Below are 18,681 nucleotides of genomic sequence, written 5' to 3' on the forward strand. Positions count from 1 at the left end.
GTAAAATAAACACTAACCACTTATTGAGGAGAAGATTTGTAACGATGCTCTTACTTTGTCAATTTAAAGTAAAAAGATAATATTTTCTAGCAGCTATTTGTCTGCAACCAAGCCCTTTTTCAATGGGTTAATTTTTTAAACTCATTTGATTTTTTTCAAATCTATTTTTTGCCTTTTCTCAGCAGGTTTTTTGAAAAATCAATTACTTGTACACTTATCTATTTTATTCACAATGCTTAACAACTTATTAAAAAAATATAAAAGTATTGAATTCTTAATTTAACTTTTTATATGTTTATGTAAACCAAACGCCAAATATGTCTGCAACAATAAAAAAGAGTGCGCAACTAAGAAGAGAAATACTTAGGCACTTGTATTCAGGCTTCTCACTTTCTTTGAATGAGCTCAGTAAACTGACTCAGAAGAGCCTACCTATTGTGACTGCCGTAGTGAATGAACTCATCACTGATGAATTTGTCATCAGCGATGGACTTGCACCCTCAAGTGGTGGAAGAAGACCATCCATGTTTCTATTGAATCCAAAAAAAGAACGCTATATCGTTTCCGTTGCTGTAGATCAGATGGTTACCCGTATGGTGATCTATAATTTAACCCATCAAATTCAACTCCCGCTTCAGGTGATTGAAATAGATACTTATACAGATACCAATGCGCTGGAGAAATTAATTGCTTTTATCCAGCTTAACCTGGAGAAATCAGCCATTAATCCGGATCATATATTGGGAATCGGTATTGGTATGCCTGGTTTCGTCAATATTGAAGAAGGAATCAATTACACCATATTCCCGATCAGCGAGGGGGACAACCTGAGAGATTACCTGAGCGAGAAATTAAATCTTTCGGTGTTCATCGACAATGATTCAAGTTTAATTGCTATGGCAGAGCTGAAGTTTGGAAAAGCCAAAGGAAAGCAAGATGTGATGGTGATCAATATGGGCTGGGGTACCGGACTGGGAATGATTATAGACGGAAAAATTTTCCGAGGTCATAGCGGTTTCGCAGGTGAATTTAGCCATATTCCGCTGTCTGGGAGCAACCAATTGTGTTCCTGTGGCAAACGTGGCTGTCTGGAAGTAGAAACTTCCTTATTGGTCATGGCAAGGAAAGCAAAAGCTCAGGTAGAAGCAGGAGTAGAATCCAGTATGAAACGCTTGTTTCTGGATGCATCCAAGCATGATGGCGACCATTTCCTGGAAGCTGCACGTTCCGGCGATCCATTGGCCGTTTCCATCTTATCCGATGCTTCTTTCCATTTAGGAAAAGGTGTAGCCACTTTAATCCACATCATGAACCCCGAGAAAATCGTATTGAGCGGTAGGGGCGCGATTGCAGGAAAGATGTTTATGCCTTCTATTCAACAAGCTATTAATGAATTCTGTATTCCCAGGATTGCAGAATGTACCCATATCGAAGTTTCTGAGATCGCCAATGACGCGGAATTACTCGGTGCAGCCAATATGGTAATGGAAAGAACCGAATTTTCATAAGCAAAGTAATCACCTAGATAGAACCATCCTTTACCAATTATACAAACCCAATTCTAAACAAAAAAACTATGACTAAACTACTACTAAAAATGACATGGCTCAGCTGTGCCATGTTATTCTGGAGCATCGGAGTCTTTGCCCAGACCGGTCGTACCGCAACAGGTACTGTAAAGGATGAGTCAGGCACACCCATGCCTGCAGTAAGCGTCCGGGTGAAAGAAACAAAAAAATCAACCAGCACCAATTCAGAAGGAAAATTCTCTATTGAAGCAGTCGCTGGAAATACACTGGAATTCAGATACCTTGGCTACACCAGTAAAGAAGTCAAGGTAGGAGCTGATCTAGTGGTCAATGCAAGTTTAACACCTAGCAATAACGACTTAAAAGAAGTGACTGTAGAAGGTGCACTTGGGGTGAAAAAGATCGATAGAAACCTGGGTTATTCGGTAACTAAGATCAAAGGTGATGACATTACCCGTACCAATACCGTGAATCCGATTACAGGTTTACAAGGTAAGGTTGCCGGTGTGAATATCAATGTGGTGGGAACTGCAGGGGTACAGACTTCTCCTTACATCCAGATCAGGGGAGCTAAAGTTTTAGGTAGCGGAGACAGACAAGCCAACAATCAGCCGATTTTTGTGGTTGATGGTCAGGTGATCACCAATAACATTGTTGGTGGTGATGCTGCTGATGGCGGTTCTCAGCTTAAAAACCTGAATCCGGATGATTATGAGTCGATTACGATTTTGAAAGGTGCTGCGGCAACCACATTGTATGGTTCCAGAGGCTTGAACGGAGCAGTAGTGATCAATACTAAAAGAGGAAAAAGCGGACAGGGATTAGGTATTGAGGTGAGCAGTACTTATCAGGTGACTGATGTGTACAAAAGCTTCATGGACCTTCAGAATGATTATGGTATGGGGAGTTACCTAAGCAGAGAAGGTGCATTCAGACCAGATGGTACGCAAAGTTTAACCACTGGTAACTGGGGGCCAAAATTCGACGGTAGGTTAGTGCCTGCTATTTACAATCCATCAAAAAAGGTAGCTTATGAAGCGCAGCCAGACAATTGGAAAACCTTTTACCGCAATGGAAATTACATCAATAACAACGTTGCCTTAGGTGGAAGTACAGATAAGTTCAATTACCGTTTTTCCTATTCAAATACCAGCAATAAAGGTATACTTCCAAACAATGGACTGAAAAGAGATGCGATAGACCTTAAAATTGGTGGAGAAATCAATAAGATCTTCTCTTCTGAAATGGGCTTAAGCTATGCAAATACGGTGACTAAGAATTATTACAACCAAAGTAGATATTCTACTTATGGTGATAATGCATTGGCATTTAGTACCTATTATCTACCAAGGAATCTTGATTTTGCGGATTGGTATGCTGGATACCGAAATCCTGTAAACAATGAAATCTATACGTATAGCAGACCTGGAGGTAATTTTGATGCGGTTGTTAATACTTTTTCAAGAATCGACAAAAAGAACTATACCAATAATGAAAACTCCTTATTAGGCTATCTTCAATTGAAAGCTCAGGTAAATCCATGGTTAGATTTTAGTGCAAGAGGTAACTTTAATTACCAGAAAAACTTTGCAGAAAATAAGGATTATGGAAATGAAAAGGATAACAAAGGTGGATATTATAGTGCAGGTGGTGGTTATTCAACAGACTATACCTTATTGTTCATGGGCCATGCCAATAAAGACATTAACGAAGACCTGAATGTTGATTTTAGATTGATCAATGAGATTTATGGAAATAAATTGGGAGAGACTTATAGTGCAGCTACCAGTGGTGGTTTAGCAGTGCCTAATAACTTCTTCCTTGCCAACTCTATTAATCCGGTAGAAGGTGGTCCGGGTAATACCACAACCAGAAGATATGAACTTTCTTTACCTTCTTCCCTAACTATTGGTTTGGCAGGAGTAGTGAATTTTTCTTATAAAAAATACCTGAATTTAGAGCTTTCAGGACGTAATGACTGGATTTCAACCTTAACTTACCCGGTTATTGTTCCAGGTAAAAATAACAACTCCATATTTTATCCATCAGCAAACATATCTTATATCTTCTCTGATCATTTTAAAGATAAAATGCCTTCCTGGTTGTCATTTGGAAAGGTTAGAGCTTCCATTGCTTATGTAGGTAGTGCGGGTATTGCCAGGCCGTTTGATACTGGTGCTGGATATGCGCCAGGTACTATCGTAGATATCAATGGGAATACAGTGCCTATCGCAACGCAAATTAATGGTGATACTAAACCAAACTATGACCTTAAACCACAAAAACAACGCGAAATTGAATTTGGTACCACCCTTTCATTCTTGAAAAATAGAATTGACCTTGATGTGGCCTGGTATAGAGGAAATACCTACAATCAACTCCTGAAACTTAATGGTGTTTATGAAACTGGTTATCCTAAATCTTTCTTTAATGCAGGAAATATTCAAAATCAAGGTTTTGAAGCAACAATTGGTGGCTCTCCGATCAGGTCGAAAGACTGGGGCTTAGACCTATCCCTTAACCTTGCGCATAACAGAAGTAAGATCATCGAATTTGGTAAAGGCATCAAAGCATGGAACATTACAGGAGATTATGAAGGTGGACAAGTCTGGGCTTATGAAGGTGGCGATTTTGGAGTACTTGAAATGCGTGCCAATACTACAGTGAAAATTGATCCGGCAACAGGTTTTCCATTTATTATAAATGCGCCTAGATTGGCAAATGCAGACCCAAATGTGAAATATAATGTAGCCAACTATAACCTGGTTGACAATACGGATGCTGATCTGCCAAATGGAAGGTTACCAATCGGTAGAGTAGAGCCAAGCTTAACTGGTGGTTTCTCGGTAAATTTAAGGTACAAGAACTTTAGCCTGTTTACACAAATAGATGCTCGTTTTGGAGGTTATGTTTATTCAGAAACTTACGCGTATTCAATGGGTAATGGTGTGCCATTGGCCTCTTTAAAATATCGTGATCAGGCACATGGTGGTGTTGCCCGTATAGATTCTTATACCGGACAAACGGTGTATGATGGTGCAATTCCTGATGCTGTTTTTGCGGCTGGACAAATGAGTTTGATTGATCCAACTAAATCAATCGCCGGAATGACTTTCAGAGATGCTTATGATCAAGGATTGGTAGAGCCATGGAAAGCTTCTGTTTATTATGCTTACACTAAAGGATGGCAGAATGCATTGAATAATTCAGATGCCATCTCTAAAATGTCATGGATCATGATGCGTGAGGTGACCTTAGGTTACCAGATTCCATTCCAAATCCTGGATAAAGTGAAAATCAAAGGGGCCCGTATCAACTTTACAGCTAGAAATCTGGGTTACCTATACAACAGTTTAGTGGGTGGTCAGAATCCTGAATCTTTACAGAGTAATGATCCTTTTAGCCCATGGATTACTGGTGGTGTTCCTTTTACCAGGAATTATGCAGTTTCCTTAAACGTTAAGTTCTAATCCCTAAAAATTAAACAAATGAAAAAGAAACAACTATATATATTGGGCCTGATTGTCTTCGCATCGCTTGGGCAGTCTTGTAAAAAACACATGATTGAGCTCAATACAAGACCTGATACACTGGAAGATGTGGATCCAAAGTTCTTGTTCACTTCTACGGTTCAGGACATCAATTACAATGGAAGAGATAAAATCATTAACAGATACACCATCATGTCATACATGCAGTATATCGTTAGAGATGGTGCTGATGTTGATCTTTCTGGATTGTACTGGGCTTCTGGAGCTGCAAAAGGTGGAACTCCACCGGTAGCTTCCTATTATGAAGATTATTATAAAGTAGTAGGTGTAGGGCTCAACAGGTTACTGGCCAAAATTGAAGTGATGCCGGAAGATCAGAAGATCAGATATGAAAATCTAAAAGCTTTGAGCCAGATTACGGACGTTTATCAGGCATGGAGAGCGGTGGATTTATTTGGTGCAATGCCTTACGATCAGGCTTTTCAGGATCTAAAATATCCAAACCCTATTTACGAATATGATTATGACCTGTACAAAAAATTCGACGCCAAATTAAAAACGGCAGCTACAGCGATTAAGAACATCCCGGGCAACCAGGTAGATATGGCCCTTAATGATTTGTTCTATAACGGCGATATGACCAAATGGTTGAAATTTGCAAATACTTTGCGCATCAAGATCGCGCAGCGTTATGAAAAGAGGGATCCTGCAAATCTTGAGGCAGTGCTATTGGATATACAGAATAACTTCAGTGGTCAGCTGATTGGTACTTACGAAGAATCTTTTGGAATCAACCATACTAAAGATTGGAACAATAACGTGGATGATCTTAACCAGATCAAGACCTCTTATAATGCTGCCTATCCTTTCGTGGAGTTCTTGAAATCAACAAGAGATCCAAGATTGGCGGTATTGGTTCGCGAAAATCAATTGGGAACGAATAATCCAGCTTATAACAGCTTAGTGGCAATCGCTACCCCAGCTACTTTGGCGAAATTGGCTACCCCTGAATATCAACAGCGTTATTATGGTAAACATACCTTCCCTGCGTCGCAGTCGGCAGCTTATGGACCAACAGGTGCAGGTCGTTTCCAAACATTTGCAACGACAAGTAACTCGGTTAATTTAACTTATCAGTCGCTGATTCAAGGTCGCTATTTCGTGAAGAATAGTGGTTTTAAAGTTGACGTTCCAGATCCACTATTGAATACCAATGATAAACTGGTTGCTGGTGGTTTACTGAAATATAAATCGTTATTCATCAGCTACGCAGAAACTTGCTTCATGATGGCCGAGATTGCTGCAAAAAAAGGTGCTGCAGTTTTAGGAAAAGATGCTGCAACCTGGTACAATGCTGGTGTTACCGCTTCATTTGATCAATACAAAAGAGTGGGAACTGACATCAGTGTACCTTATGCTACAACCCTTGATATGGGAGATTATCTAACCCGTTTCCCTTACCGTGGTTTAGAAAGCATCTATTCTCAAGCTTGGGTACATTACCTGGCGCAGCCAGAAGAAGCCTGGGCGATGTGGAAAAGAACGGGATATCCGCAGTCTAAAGATTTCAGACCTGGACAACCAACTACTCCTGGGAATATTGGAGATGGTACTGGGATTGCCTATCTGGAAAACCTTTGGAATGGTAATGAGAACCTGATTAGGCCAAGAAGAGGTGTGCTTCCTGGTTCTGACCTGAATAGTGATAATAAATTTAAAGCAGTTGCCGATATGAAAGCCAAAGATCCGGCTTATGGTAACGATATCAACGATGCCAAAGGAAGAATCTGGTGGGATAAACAATAATAAATAGTTAGGATAAGTTAGTGTTTGGCTGCCCGATTTTATTGGGCAGCCTTTTTTTTCTCTTAAATTTTCTAACTTCGGCTTCGTTAATCCAAATGAATGTACGCGGTATTTAAAAGAGAGTTATTTAGTTTATTGAATTCATTGATGGCCTATATTACCATCGGTGTTTTTTTACTGGCATCCGGTTTATTGCTGTGGTTTTTTCCAGATACTTCTATCCTGGAATACGGGTATTCAGAACTGAATGGATTTTTCAATCTGGCTCCCTTTTTATTCCTTTTTCTTATTCCTGCGATGACCATGCGTTCTTTTGCAGAGGAAAGAAGGGAAGGGACTTATATCTTATTGGCTACCCGACCGGTGACCGACTGGCAGATCATTTTTGCAAAATACCTGGCCTGTTTCGTGCTGGTCATTTTCGCTTTATTACCTACCTTGATTTATTCGTATTCCATTGCTGAACTGGCCCTGCCAAAAGGAAATATAGATACGGGGGCTATTATCGGTTCCTATATCGGTTTATTGTTATTGGGAGCGGCATTTGTCTCCATTGGGATTTTCGCCTCTTCGCTCACTAAAAACCAGGTGGTCGCTTTTGCGCTTTCTGTGTTTATCTGTTTCTTTGCTTACAGTGGATTTGAGGCGATGAGTCAGGTATTTGGCCTTCGCGCAATTGAAAATATATTGCTCAGTTTGAGTGTGAATGAGCATTATCAATCCATGAGCAGGGGCGTATTGGATACACGGGATCTGGTTTACTTCCTGACTTTTATCATCGCTTTTCTAGGTTTAACCAAATTGGTGATCGGAGGTAGAAAATGGTAATTAATCAACGTAAAATTGGAAGTATTGCGGTTTTTATTGTCGCTTTGGTTTTAGTCAATGTCCTGGCGCAATACCTATATACCCGTATCGATTTTACTAAAGAAAAACGATATACCTTAACGCCAAAATCAAAGGAGATCCTTAAAAACATTAAACAGCCAATTACGATTACGGTATTCCTGGATGGCGATTTACCGGCTCCTTTTAAAAGGTTAAGGAATGCCACCAAAGACTTGCTTGCTGATTATAAAGCAGAAGCTGGGCAGGAAATTAAAGTGATCTTTAAAGATCCGATTTCAGGGCTGTCTATCGCAGATCAGGATACGGTGATCAACCACTTATATAGTGCAGGGATTGAACCTACTACCATCAACATAAAAAATGATGCAGGTTTTGCACAGAAAATAGTCTTTCCGATGGCCATGCTGGAAAGCCCAGATAGGCAGTTACCGGTAAAGCTGCTGCAGAATTTAGGGGCAACCGGTGGTTATGAGGAGAACATCAACAACTCGATTCAAAATTTAGAATACCTCTTTACCTCTGCGATTCAGCAAGTGCTTTCTTCGGAACATCCCCGGATTGGTTTCACCGAAGGGAACGGAGAATTGACTGACTTGATGTTAAATGATGCGATCACCAGTCTTTCCGATAGCTATGAAGTAGGCAGGGTAAACCTCAATACCATTGATGCTGCGGGATTGGACAAGTTGAAAACATTGATCATTGCCAAGCCTCAGCAGGAATTTACGGAAGCTGAAAAGTACAAAATCAATTATTTTGTGATGAAGGGTGGCCGGGTAGTCTGGGCAATCGATCAGGTGAGTGCCGATCTGGACAGCCTGAAAGGTTCCGGAGAACAGCTGGCTTTTAATAAAAAACTAAACCTGGACGACATGCTGTTCATGTTTGGTTCAAGAATCAATTACAACCTGATTGCCGATGCCAATTGTGCCGAAATTCCATTGAGTATGGGTGGGAATGGTCAGATTGAAATGGCTCCCTGGGTTTATTATCCATTGATCCAGCCGGATACCTCACATAACCTCGTTAAAAATATTGATGTCATCAGAGGGGAATTTGTCAGCACGATAGATACCATTGCAGTGAAAGGATTAAAGAAAACGGTGATTTTACATTCTTCTCCTTTTAATAAGGTATTCAATGCGCCTAAATTGTTGTCTTTACAAATGGTGGCAGAGCAACCGGATCCACGTGATTATGCAAGCAAACCCCAGGCATTGGGCGTATTGATTGAAGGCAGCTTTCCTTCTGTGTTTTTAAACCGTTCTGTTCCGGCAGGGATCACTGGAAGCTACCCGCTTCCGGCAGTAAGCAAGCCAACCAAAATGATTGTGATCGGCGACGGTGATGTCTTCAAAAATCAAATCAGCAGTAAGGACGGTTCTGCATTTCCGTTGGGCTTCGACCGATACACGCAAAAAAACTACGGAAATAAAGCTTTGCTCCTAAATATCGCAGATTACCTGTCAAATGATGATCATCTAATCGCTTTGAGAAATAAAGAGGTTAAGATCAGACTGTTGGATAAGGCGAAACTGCGTACAGAAAAACTTCAATGGCAATTGGTCAATATGGCTTTGCCATTATTATTGTTAATATCGTTCGCGATTTTTCAACATTATTACCGCAAGTATAAGTATGCGAGGTAATTTTTATATTTTTGAGAACTGACAAGATCATACTATGAGATTTATTGTATCCACATCAACGTTATTAAAACATTTGCAAACAGTAAACGGTGCGTCAAGCAGCAGTACTGTATTGCCGATATTGGAGAATTTCCTTTTTGAAATTAAAGATGGAAGTTTAACCATCTCTGCCACTGATTTACAAACCAGCATGACCACCTCTTTACCGGTTGAGTCTAAAGAAGGCGGAAAAGTAGCTGTGCCAGCAAAAATACTTTTAGACACATTAAAAACATTACCAGACCAGCCGATCTCTTTCAATATTGACGACAACACTTTCTCTATTGAAATCAGCGCAGGTGACGGTAAATATAAACTAAGCGGAGAAAATGGGGACGATTTCCCGAAAATTCCGGTAGTAGAAAATGCTTCATCGGTAAACCTTCCTGCTTCCGTATTGACAGAAGCAATTACCAAAACCATTTTTGCAGTCAGCAGCGACGAGTTACGTCCAGCAATGACAGGTGTATATTGTCAGTTATCTGAGCAGCACATCACTTTTGTAGCTACTGATGCACATAAATTGGTAAGATATAGAAGAATGGACAGTAAAGGCGAAAAAGCTTCTTCTTTCATCCTTCCTAAAAAAGCATTGACTTTATTAAAAGCAGCATTGCCATCTACAGATGTGAATGTTTCTGTGGATTATAATGCCACCAGTGCTTTCTTTAAATTTGAAAACATCAACCTGGTTTGTCGCCTGATTGATGAGCGTTACCCAGATTATGAAGCGGTAATTCCTGCGAATAACCCTAATAAACTGATCATCGACCGCGCTTTGTTCTTAAATACCTTGCGTAGGGTGGTGATTTTTGCCAACAAAACTACACATCAGGTACGTTTAAAAATCAATGGTTCTGAGCTGAATATCTCTTCTGAGGATTTAGATTTCGCCAATGAAGCACATGAGCGTTTGAGCTGTCAGTATGAAGGGGAAGATTTAGAAATTGGTTTCAACGCCCGTTTCTTAATTGAGATGCTGAGCAACTTAAGTGGTGAAGAAGTGACTTTAGAACTTTCTACACCTAACCGTGCAGGATTGTTAATTCCACACACAAATGACGAGAACGAAGATGTGCTGATGTTGGTGATGCCAGTGATGCTGAACAACTACAACTAGAATTATCTTAAAGTATAATGAGAGGCCTGGTATTTTATCAGGCCTTCTTTTTGCAAAATTCTCAGAAGAACCACGGAATTTATTCTGTCACAGCTAACTAATTATTGAATACTAAAATTTAAAATAGGATGTTTATTAACATGTTATTCTTAATTTTGGGCTTAAACTATACGATTTGGAACTTTTATCACAACTAGTAGATTTTATATTGCATACCGATAAGGCTTTAGTACAGCTGGTAAGCGATTATAAAACATGGACTTACCTTATTTTATTCTTGATTATTTTCGCGGAAACCGGATTTGTAGTGACCCCATTTTTACCTGGTGACTCGATGTTGTTTGCCGTTGGCGCATTGATCGCAAAAGGCGGAACCGGTCTTGACATCTGGATCATGTTCCTGCTCCTCACCATTGCTGCAATTGCTGGAAACAGCTTGAATTACAGATTGGGCAGTTATTTCGGTATTAAAGTATTTAAAGAAGGAAATAAAATCCTGAAACTGGAATACTATAATAAATCTCATGAGTTTTTTGAGAAGCATGGTGGTAAAGCAATTATTTTTAGCCGCTTTCTTCCGATCTTCAGAACAATAGCTCCTTTCGTTGCTGGTGTTGCTAAAATGCCTTTCGGCAGATTTACCTATTATAACGTAGTGGGTGGTATTGGCTGGATCTTCAGTTTACTTTTTGCGGGTTTCTTGCTTGGACAAATTCCAATCATCAGAGATAACTTTTCAATTGTGATCATTACGATTGCTGTAGTGACCTTCGGTCCGGTTATTTATGCTGCGATTAAAAGCAGAATTAAACCTAAAGATATTTTAAAGGACTAATTTGGTTCTCTAATCAAAATATGCCCATTGGGTGTCGGCGCGGCTTCAAGTTCTTCAACAGGACTGGAAGCCGCGTTTTTTTTAGGCATATTTTTTAAGTTGGGCTGCCCTGCGTCAATCCATGCGGAATACCAAAAACTCCCTGTCGTATGGATGGCAGCGCGCATTTGTCGTTCTACCATCTGGTTCATTTCCTGATGATAAGCAGTGGAATAAGATAAAGAGTATTGCCGGATCAGTAATTGCTGTCGCTTCGAAAAACTGTATTTCTTTCTTCCAGGCGTGTTTGCACTGACTTTTGCTTCCATAGCCAGTACACTATCCAGTAAGCGGTGGCTATTACTAACGATCTTCCAGGCAGTTTTCAAGGGATCTTCAATGTATATCGCCTTTCCGACCCGAAAATTATATTGTTCGGCAAATAATTCCGGTAAGCGGCTTTCCCAAAAGGCATGAATGCCATGCTGGTTGCTGAGCTGACCATTGTGATTTTGAGTAGTATGCAGCGGCACATGTGCATCAGAAACGTAATGACCGAGGTAGGCGGAATAGATTAATATTCTCATGGAATCCCTTTCTACAAAGGCCCGGACGAGCTTGAAATAGGATTTTTGAATCTGCCAGGGCAGGCTGCCATTCGTTGATAACTGCTTCAGTCCGTATTTTTTCTGCGCTTCTGTCCATTTTCTGGGAATGCTATCTATGTTTTTTTCATAGCACTCCACATCTATGAAATGTCTGCCTGCTTCTGCAGTGTCCGCATAACGGCGTTTGTCGGGGTCTACCGCATGATCGCTGAGGTAACTGATGTTCGCCTTATAGAAAGTGTTCAGGCCTTTAGGAAGCGTGAATACAGCCAGGTAGTGGATTCGCTGATGCGCATAAAATCCCCAGGAGGAGCAAAGCAGCCAGGTCATAAAAAGAAAAACAGGGATCAATACACGATTCATCCCTGTCAAGCTATATATTTTAACCTATTACCTGGTTATTCTTCGATGCTTTTTCCTTTCATGGCTGAAGAAACGGCCATATCCATTACTCTTTCCGCAAATGGACGGGTAAACTCATTCAACTCATCCGCTTTTTTCAAAATAGTATCTTTTTCTGCGGTAGCTAATGCGTTTTTCAGCGCTTCAATATGAGTTTTAGTGTCTGTAATTTCAGTGGCTGTTAAGAAATTGCCATGTTTTTCAATGAAACGTTCCGCAGTGTAAACCAATTGTTCTCCTTCACTTCTTGCTTCAATCAACATGCGTTGCTCCACATCACTCTTAGCATGGGTAATGCTATCGATCAGCATTTGCTCTACTGTATCATCGGTAAGACCATAACTTGGCGTGATGTCGATCTCTTGCTTTACTCCAGAACGAAGTTCTATGGCTTGAACAGTAAGGATCCCATCGGCATTCAGCATAAAGTTGATGTCTACTTTTGGCAATCCTGCTGGCATTGCCGGAATCCCTTTCAGGTCGAATTCTGCCAGTTTTCTATTTTCTTTCACCAGGTCACGTTCTCCCTGGAATACAGAGATCTTCATGTTCACCTGTCCGTCGATAGAAGTGGTATATTGTCTGCCTGCTTTGGTTGGCACTTTTGCGTTTCTAGGAATGATGACATCCATCAATCCACCCATCGTTTCAATTCCCAGAGATAATGGGGTTACATCCAGTAAAAGAATGTCTGAACGGTTTCCAGCAAGGATGTCTGCCTGAATTGCCGCACCTAATGCCACTACTTCATCCGGGTTAATTTGGTCATGCGGTGTAGAATTGAAGAACTCAGCTACTTTTGCTTTCACATAAGGTGTGCGTGTAGAGCCTCCCACAAGTACCACTTCATCAATTTCTGCTACTGTAAGATTAGCATCGCTTAATGCTTGTTTACAGGCATTTAAAGTTTCAGCAACTTTGGCAGAAATCAGGTCTTCAAAAGTCTGTTTGTCTAAGGTACACCAGATTTCTCCAATCTGCTCATTGAAAAGGTTTTGAGTACTCAATGATTTTTTAGCTTCTTCCGCTTTTAGTCTGAGCGACTGCATCAAACCTTGGTCTGCTGATAAGGCAGCGTTATCTAATTTATTTTTCTCTATCCAGTAATGAACGATGGCACGGTCAAAATCATCACCTCCTAAAAAGGTGTTGCCATTGGTGGCCAGTACTTCGAAAATCCCATTTTGAATAGATAGGATGGAAACGTCAAACGTTCCTCCACCAAGATCATATACAGCAATTGTTTTTTGCTGAGTAGGATCAAGGCCGATTCCATAAGCCAGACTGGCTGCGGTTGGCTCGTTCACAATTCTCAGCACGTCCAGACCTGCTAACCTGCCCGCATCTCGCGTGGCTTGGCGCTGACTGTCGTTAAAATAAGCAGGAACTGTAATCACCGCACGGTTTACCGGGGTTTTTAACGCATGTTCTGCTCTTGCTTTCAGTTCCTTCAGTATTTCTGCTGAAAGTTCTATTGGCGTATAAAATTTATCACCAGCTTTAATCTTTACCAAAGAATCATTTTCGTCATCTATGATTTTGTAAGAAAAAGTATCCTGATGTGCAGCAACATCTTTGTAAGATCTGCCCAATAATCTTTTAACGGAAAATATAGTATTTGAGGGATCGCTGATTAAAAATTCTTTGGCATCATTACCTACAACCGCATCGCCATTGGCATTAAAATGCACGATTGATGGCACCAAAACACCTTTTCCTGTGTCATTAATGACCATAGGGTTTTTGTCGGGGTTGATAAAGGCTACCAGACTGTTGGTGGTACCAAGGTCAATGCCGACGATGATTTCTTCTTTCTGTAAGGAACCTGTTGCGAGGTTAATGGAGATCTTTGCCATAGTGAGGCAAATTTAGGAATGTTTTGTTCTTTTTTTGTTTTAAGGTTGTAATGTTTTAACCTTCTGAGCTGGAATCAGCTCTTTTTTATGAATATTATACAACCACAATACAATATCCTGGTAGCTATCCGTTCCTTTTTTCTGGTTGTTCAGCTTTAAAAAGCTATCCAGGGCCACATCCATATAGCCATACATGTCGCTGTTGTACTTTTTCCAAAATGCCTTTTCTATCTTGAAATCGTTCAAAGTAACTGGATTTATCGTTGCATACAAGCGTTGATAATCTTCAGGAGATTTGATTTTGATCTCAAAAAGAATACTTCTCAGCATATTATAAGCCGCAGAATACTGGAAATTTTGATCGGTACTGTGGATGGCCACGAGGTAACCGATTAGATTGGCCTCATCTTCTCTGCCGATGCCCAATTGGTGGGCAATCTCATGGCAGGTCACAAAAGGTAAGGAGGTTGTAGGTAGTCTGGTGTTTACATTGGCTTCGCCTGATACCGGGTTGTAATAGCCTTCAATCCCTATTTTGGTCACCACCCAGCTGTTCAGCACCGCTTTAACGGAAGGCACCCGGTAATTGAAGAAGGTATTGGTTTTCTTTAGGCTATCGTACGATATTTTTGCCTTGCTTTCCAATTGATCCAGGTTGTACCGTTCTTTTTTTATGCTTTGTAAACCATTGAGCTTGTCGATAAAATATTCGCCCAGCAGCACTAATTCTGCCGTATTATACTTTTCATTTGAAATGCCCAGCTGTTTGCTGATGGTGGGGCGGGAATAGTTCAATCCCCATAAGATTTTAAATACCAGGTATAAAATCAATCCGAAATTAATCACCTGCAAGGGAATTTGGATTCGATCTGAAGCGTTTAGTTTCTTTTGAAAGACCTTTTTGAAAAACAGATAGAGGCTCCTTAAAATGTATAAAACGAGTAAGAGATAAAGGAAATCGCCAACCGGAAAAGGAAATAGGAAACTGATCCATCGCTGAATCACTGAACTGACCTGGTACAGGCCATTGGAATAGTATTTCTCTATAAAATTACTGCTCAGTCCGGCAAGAAATACGATTCCCGACAGACTGAACAGCAGGACAAACTGTTTCATTCTGGGTTTGTCCATTAATTTCATTAGTTGTGGTACATTAATTTTAAGACCTGTTAAAAGCTAATCTCTTTCCTTTTTCATTGGTCATAAAGCTTCCTTTTTGATACGCTAAATTTCCTGAAACTAAGGTGTGTGTGATTTCAGACTGGAAGGTTTGTCCTTCGAAAGGCGACCATCCGCATTTGTACCAAAGGTTTGCTCTGGTCACTTTAACCGGATCATTCAAGTTCACTAAAACTAAATCTGCCCAGTAACCTTCTCTAATGAAACCTCTTCTGTCTACCTGGAAACAAGTTGCCACATTATGCGCTGTTTTTTCTGCAATCTGTTCTAGTGTGATTTTCTTTTGATGGTACATTTCTAATAAGGCAGACATCGCATGCTGTACCAATGGGCCACCAGAAGGGGCTTGCAGGTAAGGCTGATCTTTTTCTGCAATCGTATGAGGAGCATGATCTGTCGCAATAATGTCGATATGACCATCTAATACGCCTTTTAAGATCGCATCTTTATCCTGTTCTGTTTTTACTGCCGGATTCCATTTGATCCAGTTGCCTTTAGTGGCGTAATCTCTGTCGTCGAACCAAAGGTGGTGGATGCAGGCTTCGGCAGTGATTCTTTTATCTTTTAATGGTGTAATGTTGTCAAAAAGTGCTACTTCTCTGGCGGTAGAGATGTGCAGAATGTGTAAACGCGTCTGGTATTTTTTAGCCAGTTCTACTGCCATTGAAGAAGAAATATAACACGCTTCTGCGCTTCTGATCAATGGGTGCATGTCTATGGTGATGTTGTCGCCATATTCTGCTTTGTAGCGCGCCATGTTTTCTCTGATGGTCTTTTCATCTTCACAATGTGTCGCCACCAACATCGGTGCTTCTTTGAAAATGTTTTCTAAAACCGTCGCGTTGTCTACCAGCATATTTCCAGTAGACGAACCCATGAATACTTTAATCCCGCAAACGTTGTTCGGATCAGTTTTCAATACTTCATCGAGGTTGTCATTGGAAGCGCCCATGAAAAACGAGTAATTCGCTAAAGAAACATCTGAGGCGATCTGATATTTATCAGCCAGCAACTGCTGACTTAAGGTATTCGGAACCGTATTGGGCATTTCCATGAAGGAAGTGATCCCTCCGGCAACGGCAGCCATACTTTCAGAAAATATGTCCGCTTTATCCGTTAGTCCGGGTTCTCTAAAATGTACCTGATCATCGATCATTCCTGGAAAGAGGTGTAGACCCTCTGCATTGATTTCTTTTGCGCCTTCCGCAGTGATGTTGGGCGCAATTTTTACGATAAATCCCTCTTTAATGAGTACGTCAGCAACAAATATCTGGCCTTCGTTTACCACTGAGGCCGCTTTTATCAGAATGGTGTTCATGCCTTCAAACTTAAATAAAAAAAATGTTATTTGCCCTTCCAGATGTTGTCTGCAGGGCTCGCATCCATAAATATGCCGCCATCAGCCTGAACTTCTATCACTGTTTGCTTTGCATTCAGCGAGATGACCGTTGATTTTTGATTGGCCTTCCAAACCGCTGAAGTTTGATGAAACACGCCTGTTGATCCATCTTTATACTTCAGTTTTATATCAAATGGAACGGCAAATCCACCCACATTATCCAGTTTAATCTGGTAAGCGAGTCCTTTATTGGATACTTGTTTAACGGCAAGGTCAATGTAATTATTGCTGAAAAACCAGTTGTTCCAATACCAGTTCAGGTTTTGTCCGGATACATTGTTAAAGGTGTAGAAGAAGTCCCATGGAATGGGATGTTTGCCATTCCAGCGCTCCATATAAGCATGAAGGTACTTTTTAAAGGCAACATCACCCAGCATGTCTTTTAAGGCAAGGTAGGCAAGGGCGGGTTTAACGTAAGCATTATTGCCATAACCAGCGCCGGATACCTGTGTAGATAGCGTAATTACCGGCTGGTCTTCTTCAGCAGAGGGATCATTGATCCATCGGTCTACACGGAATTTTTTGAAGTTCTCATCTGCTTTCTCTTTTCCAAGCTGAGCGGTAGAGATCAGGTACTCTAATGTAGTGGCCCAGCCTTCATCCATGTGTGCATACCTGGTTTCATTGGTACCCATGTAAAAAGGGAAATAAGTATGTGCCACCTCATGATTCAGCACAAACTGAGAAAACTCCAGATCTGGTGTGGTCGAATCGTTGATCATCATCGGGTATTCCATATCTGCAAAGCCCTGCACTGCAGTCATCTTTGAAAATGGATAAGCTACGCCGGGCCAGTTGTTAGAAAACCAGGATAAAGCTTGTTTTGTCCAGTCTGCTGCTTTTGGGAAATCGATGGCTTTGGCATCGTAAGCGGCCTGTGCACTTGCTCTTCTACCTGTTTTTGGGTCTACTACCACACTTCCGCCATCCCATAAATAATGGTTGCTCAAAGCAAATGTCACATCTGTAATGTGATCGGCAGTAAATACCCAGCTGTTCCAGTCATTTTGCTGCGTCACCAATCCTTTCGCCATTTCTTCTGCGTTGGCAATAGGGGTAATGGTCTCGCTGCTATAAGATTTTTTTAATCTTTCCGCAAAAACCGGCTGTAATACTTCCTGTGGATTTTGTAAATCCCCGGTGGCCCATACCACAAAGTTTTTAGGCGCTTTTACCGTTAAGCGGTAGTCGTTAAAGTCGTTGTAAAATTCGGCCCTGTCGGTATGGGGGATGAGATCCCAGCCATAATAATCGTCATAAACAGATACCCTGGGAAAAGCATAAGCCACAAAAAATGTACTGTTGTCCAGCTGACCTTCTCTGCCGCTTTCTTTGGATAAAGGGTAAGACCAGCTGATGTTCAATTCGGCAGTCTGACCCGGCTTCAATGGGTTTTTTAATTCAAGGGCCTCTACAGTTCCCCAATTTTCATTCGTTACATTGTATTTCTGCTGATCAATTTGCAAAGCGCTGATGGTTAGCCCATCAGATAGAAAGTCTTTATTCACATAATTTGCACGTGGAGCTGCTGGTTTATGTAGATTATTGACAAACCTAATGGCAATTTGATGTAAGGTATCTGGACTGTGGTTCGTGTATTTGATCGTTTCCGTTCCGCTTACGATTTTACTGACCGGATCTACACTGATCACCATGTCGTATTTACCTTTATTTTGCCAGTAATTTTTGCCCGGTTTTCCGTCTTTTGATCGGCTTCCTTTTTCATAAGCCATCTTTATATTTCTTGGCAGGTATAGTTCCTGGGCATAAGCAGCTGTGCTTCCGCAGAGCAGTAAGGCAAAGGCAGCTGGGAATATTGCCTTTAACCATCTGTTTTGTTGTTTTTGCATCTGGTTCATTCGTTATACTTATAAAAGTACATTATTTAAGATTTTTTAAAACAATCGTGATCATAAATAATACGTTGAGCTGATGATCCT

Annotated in this window: 12 protein-coding genes; 7 read left to right on the plus strand and 5 right to left on the minus strand. The window is 40.8% G+C overall.

What is annotated here, in order from left to right; genetic code table 11:
* Positions 1-317: 317 nt before the first annotated feature.
* The 7 genes from K7X70_RS05360 to K7X70_RS05390 all read left to right on the plus strand — a co-directional run bounded on the left by K7X70_RS05360 (position 318) and on the right by K7X70_RS05390 (position 11,318).
* On the plus strand, positions 318-1,508 hold the full coding sequence (locus tag K7X70_RS05360) for an ROK family protein (RefSeq protein ID WP_222536091.1): 1,191 nt from the start codon (positions 318-320) through the stop codon (positions 1,506-1,508).
* Between the two features lie 68 nt (positions 1,509-1,576).
* Positions 1,577-4,999 carry a SusC/RagA family TonB-linked outer membrane protein gene (locus K7X70_RS05365; RefSeq protein ID WP_222536092.1) on the plus strand — a complete coding sequence of 1,141 codons (3,423 nt, stop codon included), beginning with the start codon at positions 1,577-1,579 and terminating at the stop codon, positions 4,997-4,999.
* Positions 5,000-5,017: 18 nt separating this feature from the next.
* The gene (locus K7X70_RS05370; RefSeq protein WP_222536093.1) at positions 5,018-6,826 is read left to right on the plus strand and encodes a SusD/RagB family nutrient-binding outer membrane lipoprotein; all 1,809 of its coding nucleotides are present in this window, start codon (positions 5,018-5,020) and stop codon (positions 6,824-6,826) included.
* Between the two features lie 99 nt (positions 6,827-6,925).
* On the plus strand, positions 6,926-7,654 hold the full coding sequence (gene gldF, locus K7X70_RS05375) for a gliding motility-associated ABC transporter permease subunit GldF (RefSeq protein ID WP_222536094.1): 729 nt from the start codon (positions 6,926-6,928) through the stop codon (positions 7,652-7,654).
* Positions 7,648-9,324, plus strand: a complete 1,677-nt coding sequence (gene gldG, locus K7X70_RS05380) for a gliding motility-associated ABC transporter substrate-binding protein GldG (protein ID WP_222536095.1) — start codon at positions 7,648-7,650, stop codon at positions 9,322-9,324. The genes gldF and gldG overlap by 7 nt, the downstream gene beginning before the upstream one ends.
* Before the next feature lie 34 nt (positions 9,325-9,358).
* The gene (gene dnaN, locus K7X70_RS05385) at positions 9,359-10,483 is read left to right on the plus strand and encodes a DNA polymerase III subunit beta (RefSeq protein WP_182961418.1); all 1,125 of its coding nucleotides are present in this window, start codon (positions 9,359-9,361) and stop codon (positions 10,481-10,483) included.
* 175 nt (positions 10,484-10,658) lie between these two features.
* Positions 10,659-11,318 carry a VTT domain-containing protein gene (locus K7X70_RS05390; RefSeq protein ID WP_062547187.1) on the plus strand — a complete coding sequence of 220 codons (660 nt, stop codon included), beginning with the start codon at positions 10,659-10,661 and terminating at the stop codon, positions 11,316-11,318.
* Here the strand turns inward: K7X70_RS05390 and K7X70_RS05395 are convergent.
* Genes K7X70_RS05395 through K7X70_RS05415 form a run of 5 tightly spaced genes read right to left on the minus strand, consistent with a single transcriptional unit; the run spans position 11,315 to position 18,591 of the window.
* Positions 11,315-12,268, minus strand: coding sequence for a zinc dependent phospholipase C family protein (locus tag K7X70_RS05395; RefSeq protein ID WP_222536096.1), 954 nt, complete (start codon positions 12,266-12,268; stop codon positions 11,315-11,317). The two genes, K7X70_RS05390 and K7X70_RS05395, sit on opposite strands and share 4 nt — an antisense overlap.
* A gap of 35 nt (positions 12,269-12,303) precedes the next feature.
* On the minus strand, positions 12,304-14,163 hold the full coding sequence (gene hscA / locus K7X70_RS05400; protein ID WP_222536097.1) for a Fe-S protein assembly chaperone HscA: 1,860 nt from the start codon (positions 14,161-14,163) through the stop codon (positions 12,304-12,306).
* A 39-nt stretch (positions 14,164-14,202) separates the two neighbouring features.
* Positions 14,203-15,279: a DUF3810 domain-containing protein gene (locus tag K7X70_RS05405; protein ID WP_255606924.1), complete on the minus strand. Its 1,077-nt coding sequence runs from the start codon at positions 15,277-15,279 to the stop codon at positions 14,203-14,205.
* 43 nt (positions 15,280-15,322) lie between these two features.
* Positions 15,323-16,660, minus strand: a complete 1,338-nt coding sequence (locus tag K7X70_RS05410; protein WP_222536099.1) for a dihydroorotase — start codon at positions 16,658-16,660, stop codon at positions 15,323-15,325.
* Positions 16,661-16,686: 26 nt separating this feature from the next.
* Positions 16,687-18,591, minus strand: a complete 1,905-nt coding sequence (locus K7X70_RS05415; protein WP_222536100.1) for a M1 family metallopeptidase — start codon at positions 18,589-18,591, stop codon at positions 16,687-16,689.
* Positions 18,592-18,681: the final 90 nt, after the last annotated feature.

The organism is Pedobacter polysacchareus (assembly GCF_019802255.1).
Taxonomy (GTDB): domain Bacteria; phylum Bacteroidota; class Bacteroidia; order Sphingobacteriales; family Sphingobacteriaceae; genus Pedobacter; species Pedobacter polysacchareus.